Here is a 13287-nt window from a genome sequence, read left to right on the forward strand (position 1 = left end):
AATAACAATAAATTTTTATATACCGGCTACCTTAATATTTTCAATCAGCACCGATCCCAGATCGGCAACATTTCTCGAATCTCCGTCATTGGCTATAGCTACGATATTATTGAACATTTCCTTAAAGTTACCTGCTATTGTAAACTCAGCTATAGGATACTGAATTATTCCGTTCTCCACGTAAAATCCGCTTGCACCTATTGAAAGTTCTCCGTTTATAAGTTTAATACCGTTTCCCATTGTATCGTAAACAATAATTCCCCTGTCCATCTGACGAATAAGCTCGTTCTTGCTGCACAGAGGCTCTCTTTCATCCACCACGAAAGTATTACTTACTCCTCTGTTGTGGGCATTGTTTTCCATGTTCAACTTGTTGGCGAAATAATTATTTAAAAAATAATTATCCACATAACCATTTCTGATAATAGACATTGGTTTTGTTTTTACACCATCACCATCCATATAACAGGAACTCATTCTTCCAACTATGTGCGGATTCTCGTTTATTGAAATCCACTCAGGAAGAACCTTTTTGTTCAGACTGTCTGTCAAAAAACCGGTTTTATAATACTGTGTATGTCCATCAAGCGCGGAGAACAGCACATTCAGCAGCATGGAAGACTTGTTAACATCAAAAATTACAGGATAATCACCAGTTTTAATCTTCTGTGGACAAAGCTGAGATACTCCTTCATCTATGGATTCTTTTACAAGAATCTCATCATTCCATAACTTCTCGTGACATGAATCGTAAGTATACGAACCACCATATTGACGATCATCATCTTTCCCACACATTAAAAGGAGATTACGTGAGTACGAGGTATCCGCACTACTGACCACCAGCCCCTGAGACGTGGCCATGGCAGAAATATAAAGTCCACTGTTCTCCTTGGCGCTTACGACGGATATTACCCTCTCGTCCGCTGCCATAGCCTTAAGTTCAAGATTTTTGCACCTTTCAAACATGTCATTCGGCTCTATATCAAGAGGATGAAAGGTATCAAAATCCATCTTTTCAAAAGCAAGAAACTCTTTTGCAGGGAGACGTGCATCAGGATCCGGATCAGTATGATTGGCGATACTCAATGCTGCTCTAATGCTTTCATCAATGGCAGACCTGGACAGATCACTTGTAGATACAGTACCTTTTCGATCATCTTTATAAACCGTTATGGCCAAACTTCTTCCGTTGGTAAAAGAAATATTCTCCATTTCAGTATTACGTGATGATACAGACAGACCGGTAGCCTTATTTAATCTTGCTCTGGCTGCATTAGCACCAAGCTGCTCAGCTTTTTCCACTGTATATTGAACAAGATCTTCCAAGTTATTTAATTCAAGCTGAATATCGTCATCCATTTCAATAATTCCAAATAATCACCAATGATGTTAGAATACACTAAATTTATTTAAGGATCTTTAGATTATGCCTAAGTATACAGATTTTTTTCATAAAAATGATATCCCTGATGATGACGGATGGGTTTCAAAAAGCTCTGAAAAGCGTCACGCACGTCATTTGAGAGATGTTGCTATCGAAATTCTTGCCCTCGCAGATTCAGAATTCGACCGTATACCTTTCGGTGATAACGATTCTCTCAGAGAAGCCATGCTGGTTGCCAAAAAGCTTAAACCAAGATCTGAAGAACTGCGCAGACAGATACTGCACGTAGAATCACTAATGAGAGTAGCCTCTGAAGACGATGTTAAGCTTTTCGAAAACATGTTAAAGGCCATTAAAGGGGCAAAGGTTTCTGAAAATGCTCAGTTTCATCGTCTGGAAACACTGAGAGACGAGCTCATCGCCACGGGGATGGAAAAAATCAACAGTCTCATGTCAGAAAATCCGTCTATTGATCGTCAGAAATTGAGAGCATTGGTCTCAAAAGCTCAGAAAGAGGCAGAAAAAGAAAATAGCGATCGTCGTTACTACAGAGAACTATTCCAGTTTCTTAAGACAAACATAAATCAGGAGCAATCAGATGAATAAACTATTCAGTTTTATACTTGCTGGTACAGCAGCTTTATTCAGTTGTTCTGCAACTTGCTTCGCACAGGATTTTATCATAGATGTAAGATCCCCTGCTGAATATGAATCAGGTCATGCAGAAAACAGTATTAATATCGTTTTCAGTGACATTGTTAAGGGAGTTACAGAAAATGATATCAAAAAAGACGACACCATCTACGTTTATTGTCTATCAGGGAAAAGAGCTGAAAGAGCAAAGAATTCCCTTAACAATGCAGGTTATCAGAATGTAATTAATCTCGGCGGATATGAAGACGCGGTAGTTTACTTCAAGGAACATCCAGTCAAATAAAAAACTGTATCTATAATATTACGCAAAAGACGCTGTTTATAAATAAACAGCGTCTTTATTTTATGGATAAGATACAGAGGCAGTTTATCTTGAACCGCCAACTGTTACACTGTCAATTCGCAGTGTCGGCTGTCCCAAACCTACTCTTATAGACTGTCCCTGTTTTCCGCAGGAACCGGTTCCCTTATCAAATTCAAGGTTATTACCAACCATGGAAATATTCTTCATAACTCCTATGGCATTACCGATTAAGGTTGCATCCTTTACAGGATACTTGATTTCACCATTTTTCACACGATAAGCCTCTGTCGCTGTAAATGTAAATTTACCTGCAACGGTATCAACCTGACCTCCACTGAAATCCACAGCATATATACCATCATCAAGACTCCTGATGATATCTTGAGGAGAATCTTTACCGGAAAGAAGATAGGTATTGGTCATTCGAGGAATCGGTTTACAGTAATAATCAGCTCTTCTACCATTGCCTGTTGACTCTTTGCCCATTAAACGGGCATTGAGTTTATCATACATAAAGCTTTTCAGAACACCATTCTCAATCAAAATATTCCTCTTGCTTGGAACACCTTCGCTATCAACATTAAATGTTCCTGTACCATTATCCACAGTGCCATCATCAACAATGGTGCAGAGCTTGGAAGCGACTTCTTCTCCCATCTTATCATGGAAAACAGACTGACCTTTACGACACGCATCTGCTTCCAAACCATGACCTATAGCCTCATGAATGAGAACAGCAGGCCACCCGGATGCCAATACTACCGGCATAGTTCCTGCTTTTATAGGTACTGCTCTCAGATTAAGAAGTGCCTGTCTTACCGCATCTCTGGCAATAGCAAGGTATCTTGGCTCAGTCTCAACCGAGGAAACAGATGAAACTCCGCGAACATAATCATCAGGAAGAACAGGAACGTCTTCGTAGAAAAATGATAAATCGTAGATTTTTCCTGAGGCACTGTGTCCGCTTTCTGAAACACCGTTTTCTTCAACAATGACAGCACAGCTTAACGTAACCTGAGGAGTAATCTCGGCTGCTGTAACACCTTCCGTAGTAAACAGAAGACTGCTTTCATTGGATGAATTCAACCCGATCTTAACTTCTCTAACTCTGCTGTCTAGAGATCTTGCAAATCTGTCAATTTCATTAAGCATCTGAACTTTCTGTTCTCTTCCGATGCTGTTAATAGGGTCGTAATTACCTGTATTGTATATTTTATATGAAGGATTAAGATTCAGTCTGACATCTGAACTGCCACCCTTGTTTGATAAAGTTCTTGCAGCCCTGATCGCCTGATGAAGACTGTGATTATTTATTTCATCCGAATGAGCTAGAGCTGTTTTTTCTCCTAAAACACCTCTGACCCCAAACCCCTGATCTATGCTGAAAGCACCTGATTTGATTTTCTGTTCACTCAATCTCCAGCTTTCAGAAACAGAACACATAAAAAAGATATCACCGAAGTCCACACCTGATGAACACAATTTGTTTATCATTCCTTCGATATAATCTACACTCATGCCATTTTCTGACAGTAATTTCTTCGTAGTAATCTTAACTAAATCACTGGCTGTATTCATATATCTTTCTCTCTTATAACTTCGCTGTCAACGGCATACACTTTCTAATATTCAACTTTAATTCTAAATCAATTTTGTGTTCAATTATCTGAAAATCATTAATTTCTAACGCTTCAGTCACTACATTTCCATCAGGATCAATAATTAATGAATGACCATAACATTCGTATCCGTCCTGAGAAGTTCCATTTAATCCTGCTCCTACAACATATAACTGGTTCTCAATGGCTCTAGCTTTAAGCAGTACATGCCAATGTTTTAAACCTGTTCTGCGTGTAAATGCCGCCGGAACAATTATAATGTCTGCCCCCTGCTGTCTTAATTTCGCAAAAATTTCAGGAAACCGTAAATCAAAACAAATGGCAATTCCGACACGAACGTGACCGACAGTAAAAGTTACAGTTTCAGTTCCAGGTGTGTAAAAGCTACCTTCATCATAAAGAACACCGCCAACCAAAGCTTTAAAAAGATTGATTTTTCGGTATTTAGCGATCAGACGGCCACTTTTGTCAAAAACAGCGGATGTTATATAAAACCTGCCTTCTTCGTATTCAGGCAAAGTGCCTGCAACCAAATAAACGTCATGCTTTCTCGCAAGTTTACCCAAAGAATCAATCGCTGAATTCCAACTGCGGGACAGAATCTCATAATCATGATTATCCCGACTGCAGCATGCAAAATTTTCCGGAAGAACAACCAGAGTCTCACCATCAAAAGAAAGCAGCGACTCAAGCTGCATATCTACCTGAATCAGAGTATCTGCAACACTTCGCTTTCCTGCCGGCAGTTCAATAACCACAACCCTGCAATCATTCATCAGGCCATCACCACATCATACTTTTCACGACGGTACATATGTTCAGCACGAACTTCCACAGTCTTCCCCATAAAGACTTCAAGTTCGGCAAGAGCGTGCTGTTCATCAAGCTGTAAGGCTTCCGCAACATCTGTAGACGCGTATACAATGAACTTCTCTGCCTTATACGCGTGATTTACCCTTAATATATCTCTGAGAATTTCATAGCATACAGACGAAACACTCTTCACTGCCCCTCTGCCCCTGCATTCAGGACATTCACAACAGAGAAGATGCCCCAGACTCTCTCTGGTTCGCTTTCTTGTCATTTCTACAAGACCCAGTTCAGAGAAATCAGAAACAGTGGTCTTAGCTCTGTCTTTAGCCAGTTCAGTGAGAAGTGCCTGCATAACTCGATCTCGGTGGGTTGCATCAGACATATCAATAAAATCAATGATAATGATGCCACCTAAATTTCGTAACCTCAGCTGTCTGGCAATAGCAGCTGCAGCCTCCACATTGGTATTAAAAATGGTATCCTCTAGATTCCTGTGACCAACGAATGCCCCTGTATTAACATCTATTGTTGTCATTGCCTCAGTCTGATCAATCACAAGAGAACCACCACTTTTTAGCTGAACCCGCCTGTCAAGAGCTCTCTGAATTTCATTTTCAACGTCATATAAATCAAAAAGAGGTGTGTCACCTGAATAATGTTCTATCTTACCCACCATTTCAGGAACAAATTCATTGCTATACTTGACAAGCTCTTTGAAGGCGAGTCTGGAATCCACTCTTATCTTATCAATGTCATTGCCTACAAAATCTCGTAAAAGTCTGAAAGCAATGGATAAATCCTCATGCAGAATTGTTCCGGCTTTTGCTTCTTTATAACTTTTTTTGATATTCAGCCACATGCGTTTTAGGAGCAAAGCATCCTGCTCTATTTCCTTTTCACTGATCCCTTCCGCCGCTGTTCTTACAATAAAACCGCCAACTTCTTTATCAACAAATTTTGAAACTATCGATTTTAATCTGTTTCTTTCTTCATCGCTTTCAATTTTCTGAGACACGCCCACATGGGCACTGTCAGGCATAAAAACAAGATATCTGGAAGGAAGAGTAATATCAGTTGTAAGTCTGGCCCCCTTTGTACTGATTGGATCCTTGACCACCTGTACAAGAATATCCTGTCCCTGACGCACCAGAGCGGAAATATCACATACTTTGAAATGTTCCTTTTCATGAGGATTTACGCACTCTGTATGAGGGACAATATCTGAGGCATGCAGAAAAGCAGCTTTTTCATGACCTATATCGACAAAGGCTGCCTGCATTCCCGGAAGGACACGACTGACCTTTCCTCGATATACATTGCCGACCATGCTGGAATTAGAGGAACGTTCAATATAAATTTCTGACAGTAACCCTGAAACAACAAGTGCAACTCGAGTTTCAGACGGAGTAACATTTACCAAAAGTTCATTCATGAATACCACCTTCCATAAAACTGTTCAGAATAATTCTCAATTCCGCCTGAGGCAGACCAATGATGGAACTGACACTACCAGATACGCACTTTATATAACTCCCACCTATCCCCTGAATAGCGTATCCACCGGCCTTATCAACAGGTTCACCAGTTGCCCAATAATCAGAAATATCCTTTTCCGACATTTCGACAAAAGTTACATCGGACTTCACATAGCTACTGACAGTCCTGTCTCTGTCTATTACACTAAGTCCGGTGAAAACCTGATGAGTTTTTCCACTCAGCTTGCTCATAAACAGATGAAACTCTTCGAAATCCGCAGGTTTTCCAAAAATTTCATTGTTCATCGAAACAGTTGTATCAACCCCGACAATAACTGCATCAGGATGAAGACTTAATATTTTTTCCGCTTTAGACAGAGAGAGTCTTCTGACATATTCACATGGAGTTTCAGACTGTGACAATCTGGATTCATCAATATCTGCAGGAACAACTTTAAATGAAAAACCCATGTTCCCTAATAACTCTCTTCTCCTCGGTGATGCGGAAGCCAGAATTATTTCGCGATTATTCATCTTCTTTCTTAGGACTGATTAGATGATATAGAGACATTAAAAAAACATAAATAATAGGCCAACATATGGAACTTGAAAGAGCTGACCAGAAAATATTGTAATCTACGGTAACAACACCGAACAGATGTTCTCCCCAGAATAATACAAACTGACCGATAAAAATAACTGTTCCCACAACAATAGACAGTTCCGGCAAAGAATAGTATTTTATCGAATCAAATTGCGTACGAATCATCCACACCATGAACGAAAAAGCCAAAGCATGAATTCCTAACGTTGTACCAAGCAGGAAATCCATACATAAACCAGTAATCCAACCTGTAAAAACATTCACTCTTGAAGGAATGGCCACAACCCAAACCAGAACAACGAGGCACGCATAATTTGGCAGATAATCACTTAACGATGCAGGAAGTTTCATTATTGAAAGGACAAGAGCAACGATAATTGACATCCATATGAGCAAAAATGAGCCAGTACTCTTAATGGTCATTGCTGCCTCCTGTTGATTTCACTTTATTATCAGTTTTTGTGTTTCCTGAATTTTTTGAGGACTTATCCACAACAAGAGACTTGTCATTCTGTGTAGGAATTGACTTCTGTATAGTTTTTTCCTTTACATTCTGCATCGTTTCTTCTGTATTGCTTGACACTGCCTTGATTTCCTCAATGGTTTCCTGCTCAGAATCAGGCAGCCACAACAGTAACATATACTTCAAACGATCCAAGGTTGCAAGTGGTTGAGCCTTGATTTCCGCAAACTGCAAACCTTCCTTTCTGTCGAAATTGGTAACTCTGGCCACAGGATATCCGGATGGGAAAATCCCACCGAGACCGGAGCTGATAAGCAGATCTCCTACCTGAATATCTACGTTTCTAGGCATGTTAACCACATTGAGTTCATTTACTATTCCAGTTCCCGTTGCGATGGCTCTGATACCATTACGCATAACCACAACAGGTATTGAATGATTCTGATCTGAAATCAGCAGTACACGACTGGTAGAATTTGCTACGCTGATAATCTGACCGACTATACCCTGTTCATTAATCACAGGCTGACCTTCATATGCCCCGTCTTTAGCACCGCGATTAATCATTACAGTCAGTGAAAAAGGATTGGTGTCAACTCTCATAACTTCAGCGCCCATTCGTCTGAATGATTCCTTTATTGGAGAATTATTCAAACGTCTAAGCTCTTCATTGTCATGAATAACACTGTCATATCTGAGCAGTTCTACTCTTATTTCAGAGAGCTGATACTTAAGAAGACGATTTTCGTCAGCGATTTCCTGATAAGATCTCAGTCTTTCATTAGCTGAACTTACTAAGGAAACGGGAGCGTCAGCTATATAGTAAACAGGGGTTAGATAACTTTCTATATGATAGCGGACATCTTTAAAAAGATTGAAACGACTGTCTAAAAGTATCAACACCAATGAAAGCATGCCAACCAATGAAAATCTTATATTGGCTGACATACCTAATCTGTTCTGCATAACGCTCATCCGTTAAGGAATTTATTACTCAAACAACACAATGCCTTTATCGGCCATTTCGAGTGCAGCCCCGCCACCTCTTGCTACGCAGGTTAAAGGATCATCTGCAATAGTAACAGGTACCTTGGTACGCATATGGAGAACCTTGTCAATATTTCTTAAAAGAGCACCGCCGCCAGTTATGGTCATGCCTCTGTTGGAAATATCAGCAGATAATTCTGGAGGTGCGTTATTCAAAGCCATGGCAACAGCATCAATAATACTGCTCAGTGGCCCCTGAAGAGCTTCTAAAATCTCAGTAGAAGTTATGACCAAAGAACGAGGAGCCTGTTCAATAATACTCTGACCGCGAATTTCCATTTCCCTTGGTTCGTCGTCTTCACCTTCATATGCACAACCGATTTCTATTTTGATTTTTTCAGCTGTTACCTCACCGATTTCCAGACGATGCTTATCACGAATATAGTGCACAATAGCCTGGTCAAACTTATCACCGCCGGTTCTGACTGAAGAAGCGTATACAATACCGCTCAGAGCAATGATAGCAACTTCTGTGGTACCGCCCCCGATATCTATAACCATCGAACCGCTTGGTTCAGTTACAGGTAATCCGGCACCGACAGCTGCAGCCATAGGTTCTGTGAGCACATGAACCTCATTGGCCCCGCATACTCTTATTGAATTCTTAATAGCATTTCTTTCTACAGGTGTTGAACCATATGGAACACAAACTAAAACTCTTGGTCCGCTAGAAATCCATCTGAGGAATTTCAGCGATTTGGTAGGAATGGCATGCATAAACTCTTCAAGCATGCGTTCTGTGTACTTACAGTCAGCAATTACACCATCTTTCATAGGTCTTACAACCTTTATATCCTCAGGTGCCTTACCTAACATTCTCTTTGCGGCATTACCGACAGCGATAGGTGTCAAAGGTCTACCTCTGGAAAGACCTCTTTCCTTAACCGCAACAACTGTAGGTTCGTTCAATACAATACCTGTGGATTTAACATAAATCAGCGTATTTGCTGTTCCAAGGTCAATAGAAAGGTCAGTAGAATATAAAGATCTAAGTTTATTAAACATTTATTAAATCCGGATACAACACTTACTCACGGCACCTTATGCCGAGTCTTAAAAGATTACAATGGGGGAAACCCGAGGCCTTAATTTCTACGTATTTACCTTTTTGAAAACTTAATAATTTTCTCCAGGTACTACATTATTCCACATGTGATTAAACAGTAGACTCTACCTTTTTCACTGACTGAATTAAAAATAAAGCATGCTGATTATAACACTAAATAGGTTATCTTTTAAGAAAAACTTGCAAAAGCTTAACAAGCACAGAAATTAAAAATGACCTTTAAATCAGCTATTCAGCACTGACATTCCAACTGATATCGGAGGCCTTGGTGGTCTCAGTCCTTTTTACTTTATAGTAAGACGTATTACCTGAACAGGTGGCACTGTTTGGAGCACAGGAGGAACTTATAAACGGAACATCACATACTGCAGAAGAAGTTATCTGATATTCATACAGAACATCAGAACCGGATACATCATCGCTGATAATCTTTTTAACATCAATGTAAAGTTTATCAAGATAACACCCATCTCTGAATCCGTTACACAAAATATTGCCATCTTCATGAGAAACAGAACTGCAGTTTGCAGGAAGAATTGACTTGGAAGCAGGTTCGCCATCACCCCATAAAAGTGATGAAAGCGAACCGTTGCTTGCTCCTAACGGAAACAGCTGAGCCATTGCAAACTCCGTTCCCGTATGAGCCAGAAGTTCAGCCTGCATTCCGACGGACACGGTCACTTTATTCTGATCACTGTTCATAAGCATACGGGCAGAAACGGCAATAAGCAGGGAAAAAACCACTATAACAGCTATAGCAGTCAGAAGCATAGATCCCCGTTTTCTGTGTAAATTCGTCACCATGTCAATCACCCGTTAAAAATCCACACTGCTGTGTAATTCAAACCTTTGACTTACAGTAATAAAATCATCGCCAGAAGATAATTTTACAGATACAGTAACACCGTTCTGTCCATTCGAATATGTTCCATCATTTAGTTTAAAAATATCAACTTTTGCTCCATGTTCCCCTTCCGCAGGATTGTTCAGAGGGACTGCAGAACCATCTCCCTGTTTATAAAAAAGATGCCCCTGAGTGCTTTGATAATATTTTTTATCGGACTGGCTGTCGGTAAGATACATTACAGTACCGCCACTTATGTAAGGGTCGTCTCCAAAACTTGTAACCTTTACCTTATAAACACCGGCAGTACAGGATGAGGAAACAGAAACGTCATCAGGCGTCATTACATTTTTTAATTCAAGAACTCCGTAAGAATGATCAAGCTTAAGATATTTAAGCCTGTAATTGCTCAGTCCGGAAGAACAGAGAACATCATTTTCAGCCAGCGGAAGATATAGGTACTGCCCCTCTTTTATGTCCGCCACACGATATCTTTCAACAGGTATGGTTAATGAGAGCATGGCACCGCTCCCTGATGAATATATATTTTCTGAAACAGAAATGCTGTACGGCATTGAATTCTCTATCTGAATTCGCAATCTGGCAAAAAGATTATGACTTATAGCAGCCAGCTGCGTTCTGCTACTGATACCGACGTACATTTTGGTTCCCTGCCACAAAAAAGACACGGTAACCCCGCCGGCAACACCGAGCAGTACCATAACAACTACAAGTTCAATTAAAGTAAAAGCTTTATTGCGTTTCATCAGTAGTTACTCCTTATAAAACGATACTCATACGTATCATCACGCGGAGATAACACCTTTATGATAATCATTTTCACTGTCAGCTTGCTAAATCCTGAGAATTCTACATCTTTGTTATAAACATCTATACTGACAAAATAATCTGAATAACTGTTGCACGCAATATCATTACTTGTCTCACCAAGGCTGCATGTATCATTATGGGTATTATCGACAAAGAAAACTGCAGGCACAAGACATTCACTGTCACCACAGACAGCATTGTTAATCCTCGTACAGCTTGTATCACTGCCTGTACACTTATTGTTGTTGCCATAACAGTAAGAATTCAAAGAATCCAAACCGCAAAGACTGTATGTATCAAAATCATCCACGTCATTGAAATTTTCAGGACGAGGATTAGAGCTCTCCGTGGAATCCGGACCAAAATTGGATTGTAACGTACAAGCCCCGAGATTACAGACATCTATCCCCTTGTAACTCACAGACTCACCACAGCGGCAGCCCCCACCCTGATGATCTGATTTCTCATCGTACGCTCTTATTTTCATCTGATTGTATATACGATGTGCCAGCAAATCAGCCTTAACCTGAAAACTAGGCTCAACGGACTTCATCTCCAGTGAACCAATAATGGGTATAAGGCCACTGAGAACAATCCCCATAACAACAATACCGATAACCAGCTCAACAAGCGAAAAGCCTCTATCTTTTACTTCCATGATACAGCCCCCTCGGTATTTACCTTAACTGTACATGAGGCCCCCTCGAACACATATTCAAGAGAAATATCTTCGGAGTTCTGAAGCTGGCCGATTCCATTGAAATGAAACTCGACATCACTGGTACCATTCATGGTTACCTTGGGATTTCCGCCCCGCATTTTCAGATTATTTACTTCGGAACAGTCATTCTTCAGACAGACGCCATAGTCGCCGGAAAGAAATGATTTGAAATAGACATCAGGAGAATCCCCCTGATTAATATTGATGCTCTGCGTTTGCAGTATCAGATTAGATACTTCCTGACACACAGAAAGATGCTCGCCAGAACCTGCTGATAATTTTGGTACGGCGTACACTGACAGAATTCCTAAAATTACTATTACTGTCACCAACTCTATCAAAGTAAATCCAGTAGAGCATCTTTCCATAGCACCACGCTTAATTACTGCTGTGAATATATGGTGTTATCAGACCTAACGCAGGTACATAGGTAAAACTCATATACTTGTCAGTACTGTTGTTAGGAGTTTTGTAATTACCACTTTCACTTCTATCAAGAGACACAACCAGATAATAGTGACAAATACCGTAATTTGCTACAGCACTGCCATTAACAGGACCTACACTGTATGAAATGAAATATTTATAGTTTTCTGAACTGCTGTTCACATCGCTTATGCTGGTAGTAGCCTTAGGAGGGTTCTGCAACATACTTTCCCAGATATGAAGACATTTATCTGAAGTCATGCCGACGTCATAATAAGAAGCATACTCAGCAGTTACAGGAGAGGAAGAGGAATTTATTGCCGTTGCGGCAATAGGATATCCAGGACTCATGGTACCATCTTCAATCTTGGAGGTTGAAGGTGTGGTCAGATAAAAACGGCTGCCATCATAAAGCACGCTGTTAACACCATCAACTTTAGGTCTGCTCTTTGCTTCCCACTGCGCTCTAACCAGCAGAATACCTGTAGCAAAATTACCAGCCACCCCCTCTACACTGGCCTTCTTAGCCTCTTCGGTAACATCTATGAAACGAGGTAAAGCTGTTGCGGCCAATATACCCAAAATAACAATAACAATAATCAGTTCAATCAGGGTAAAACCCTTATTGCGCTTAACATTTTTCATAGTTTTAGCTTTTTTCATCTTTCACTCCTAAAAAGACTACTTTGACTATATCAGGTAAAAACATCCTGTTTAATATTCCTGATAAACAACCCATTATAAGTTAATTATATCTAAAAATCAGTAATTCTCACTTAAAACGCCATCTTTTGCATTTCATTTATTGGGAGACATCTAATTTTTTAAAACAGTTAGATTATCACTTTTAATTTTCTCAAGGTCAAAAATAAAATAATCAACAATACTAATATGTTTGTGTGTTATTTTTATACTATATTTTTGGTTATACACTTGCACAGTTAACATCTAGCACAGGGGATTATTTTGCTATTAACGATTTTACATACATATATTCAAATATATATTTGAAATATTACATCACGTCTCTACT

15 protein-coding genes are annotated in these 13287 nt (G+C 39.9%); 2 read left to right on the forward strand and 13 right to left on the reverse strand.

From position 1 onward, the window contains the following. Positions 1-15 precede the first annotated feature (15 nt). On the reverse strand, positions 16-1362 hold the full coding sequence (locus tag BMY80_RS02610) for a metallopeptidase TldD-related protein (protein ID WP_031578210.1): 1347 nt from the start codon (positions 1360-1362) through the stop codon (positions 16-18). Between the two features lie 67 nt (positions 1363-1429). On the opposite strand from BMY80_RS02610, the gene yjgA reads away from it, so the two are divergent. Together yjgA and BMY80_RS02620 are read left to right on the forward strand one after the other, a co-directional pair. Next, positions 1430-1993, forward strand: coding sequence for a ribosome biogenesis factor YjgA (gene yjgA / locus BMY80_RS02615; protein WP_031578209.1), 564 nt, complete (start codon positions 1430-1432; stop codon positions 1991-1993). Further along, entirely contained in the window at positions 1986-2324 is a 339-nt protein-coding gene (locus BMY80_RS02620) for a rhodanese-like domain-containing protein (protein ID WP_031578208.1), read from the forward strand. The genes yjgA and BMY80_RS02620 overlap by 8 nt, the downstream gene beginning before the upstream one ends. Positions 2325-2408: 84 nt before the next feature. Here the strand turns inward: BMY80_RS02620 and tldD are convergent, their stop codons facing one another. From tldD to BMY80_RS02680, 12 genes are all read right to left on the reverse strand, one after another. Then, positions 2409-3923, reverse strand: a complete 1515-nt coding sequence (gene tldD, locus BMY80_RS02625) for a metalloprotease TldD (protein WP_031578207.1) — start codon at positions 3921-3923, stop codon at positions 2409-2411. Positions 3924-3936: 13 nt separating this feature from the next. Next, positions 3937-4740 (reverse strand): nitrilase-related carbon-nitrogen hydrolase, encoded by an 804-nt coding sequence (locus BMY80_RS02630; protein WP_093140650.1) that lies wholly within the window; start codon positions 4738-4740, stop codon positions 3937-3939. Further along, a complete protein-coding gene (gene rng / locus BMY80_RS02635; protein ID WP_031578205.1) occupies positions 4740-6209 on the reverse strand; it encodes a ribonuclease G in 1470 nt (489 codons plus the stop codon). Before rng ends, BMY80_RS02630 begins: the two co-directional genes overlap by 1 nt. Beyond that, entirely contained in the window at positions 6202-6786 is a 585-nt protein-coding gene (locus BMY80_RS02640; RefSeq protein WP_031578203.1) for a Maf family protein, read from the reverse strand. The genes rng and BMY80_RS02640 overlap by 8 nt, the downstream gene beginning before the upstream one ends. Then, positions 6779-7279: a rod shape-determining protein MreD gene (gene mreD / locus BMY80_RS02645; RefSeq protein WP_031578202.1), complete on the reverse strand. Its 501-nt coding sequence runs from the start codon at positions 7277-7279 to the stop codon at positions 6779-6781. Before mreD ends, BMY80_RS02640 begins: the two co-directional genes overlap by 8 nt. After that, a complete protein-coding gene (gene mreC, locus BMY80_RS02650; protein WP_051621688.1) occupies positions 7269-8285 on the reverse strand; it encodes a rod shape-determining protein MreC in 1017 nt (338 codons plus the stop codon). Before mreC ends, mreD begins: the two co-directional genes overlap by 11 nt. Positions 8286-8309: 24 nt before the next feature. After that, positions 8310-9371 carry a rod shape-determining protein gene (locus BMY80_RS02655; RefSeq protein WP_031578200.1) on the reverse strand — a complete coding sequence of 354 codons (1062 nt, stop codon included), beginning with the start codon at positions 9369-9371 and terminating at the stop codon, positions 8310-8312. Between the two features lie 289 nt (positions 9372-9660). Then, positions 9661-10236 (reverse strand): hypothetical protein, encoded by a 576-nt coding sequence (locus BMY80_RS02660; RefSeq protein WP_143066434.1) that lies wholly within the window; start codon positions 10234-10236, stop codon positions 9661-9663. 12 nt (positions 10237-10248) lie between these two features. Then, positions 10249-11043, reverse strand: a complete 795-nt coding sequence (locus tag BMY80_RS02665; protein WP_031578198.1) for a prepilin-type N-terminal cleavage/methylation domain-containing protein — start codon at positions 11041-11043, stop codon at positions 10249-10251. After that, positions 11043-11765, reverse strand: coding sequence for a type IV pilus modification PilV family protein (locus tag BMY80_RS02670; protein ID WP_051621686.1), 723 nt, complete (start codon positions 11763-11765; stop codon positions 11043-11045). Before BMY80_RS02670 ends, BMY80_RS02665 begins: the two co-directional genes overlap by 1 nt. Beyond that, positions 11756-12196 carry a type II secretion system protein gene (locus BMY80_RS12185; protein ID WP_093140653.1) on the reverse strand — a complete coding sequence of 147 codons (441 nt, stop codon included), beginning with the start codon at positions 12194-12196 and terminating at the stop codon, positions 11756-11758. The genes BMY80_RS02670 and BMY80_RS12185 overlap by 10 nt, the downstream gene beginning before the upstream one ends. Before the next feature lie 10 nt (positions 12197-12206). Next, positions 12207-12917 carry a prepilin-type N-terminal cleavage/methylation domain-containing protein gene (locus BMY80_RS02680; RefSeq protein ID WP_031578195.1) on the reverse strand — a complete coding sequence of 237 codons (711 nt, stop codon included), beginning with the start codon at positions 12915-12917 and terminating at the stop codon, positions 12207-12209. Between the last annotated feature and the right edge of the window lie 370 nt (positions 12918-13287).

This window comes from Ruminobacter amylophilus, from assembly GCF_900115655.1.
In the GTDB taxonomy this organism is placed as follows: domain Bacteria; phylum Pseudomonadota; class Gammaproteobacteria; order Enterobacterales; family Succinivibrionaceae; genus Ruminobacter; species Ruminobacter amylophilus.

Bases quoted from the DNA above. Each gene is read 5' to 3' on its own strand.
- rng (WP_031578205.1), bottom strand. From the start codon at position 6,209: ATGAATGAACTTTTGGTAAATGTTACTCCGTCTGAAACTCGAGTTGCA.
- BMY80_RS02680 (WP_031578195.1), bottom strand. From the start codon at position 12,917: ATGAAAAAAGCTAAAACTATGAAAAATGTTAAGCGCAATAAGGGTTTT.
- yjgA (WP_031578209.1), top strand. From the start codon at position 1,430: ATGCCTAAGTATACAGATTTTTTTCATAAAAATGATATCCCTGATGAT.
- BMY80_RS02630 (WP_093140650.1), bottom strand. From the start codon at position 4,740: ATGAATGATTGCAGGGTTGTGGTTATTGAACTGCCGGCAGGAAAGCGA.
- BMY80_RS02655 (WP_031578200.1), bottom strand. From the start codon at position 9,371: ATGTTTAATAAACTTAGATCTTTATATTCTACTGACCTTTCTATTGAC.
- BMY80_RS02620 (WP_031578208.1), top strand. From the start codon at position 1,986: ATGAATAAACTATTCAGTTTTATACTTGCTGGTACAGCAGCTTTATTC.
- BMY80_RS02670 (WP_051621686.1), bottom strand. From the start codon at position 11,765: ATGGAAGTAAAAGATAGAGGCTTTTCGCTTGTTGAGCTGGTTATCGGT.
- BMY80_RS02610 (WP_031578210.1), bottom strand. From the start codon at position 1,362: ATGGATGACGATATTCAGCTTGAATTAAATAACTTGGAAGATCTTGTT.
- mreD (WP_031578202.1), bottom strand. From the start codon at position 7,279: ATGACCATTAAGAGTACTGGCTCATTTTTGCTCATATGGATGTCAATT.
- BMY80_RS02640 (WP_031578203.1), bottom strand. From the start codon at position 6,786: ATGAATAATCGCGAAATAATTCTGGCTTCCGCATCACCGAGGAGAAGA.
- BMY80_RS12185 (WP_093140653.1), bottom strand. From the start codon at position 12,196: ATGGAAAGATGCTCTACTGGATTTACTTTGATAGAGTTGGTGACAGTA.
- BMY80_RS02665 (WP_031578198.1), bottom strand. From the start codon at position 11,043: ATGAAACGCAATAAAGCTTTTACTTTAATTGAACTTGTAGTTGTTATG.
- tldD (WP_031578207.1), bottom strand. From the start codon at position 3,923: ATGAATACAGCCAGTGATTTAGTTAAGATTACTACGAAGAAATTACTG.
- BMY80_RS02660 (WP_143066434.1), bottom strand. From the start codon at position 10,236: ATGGTGACGAATTTACACAGAAAACGGGGATCTATGCTTCTGACTGCT.
- mreC (WP_051621688.1), bottom strand. From the start codon at position 8,285: ATGCAGAACAGATTAGGTATGTCAGCCAATATAAGATTTTCATTGGTT.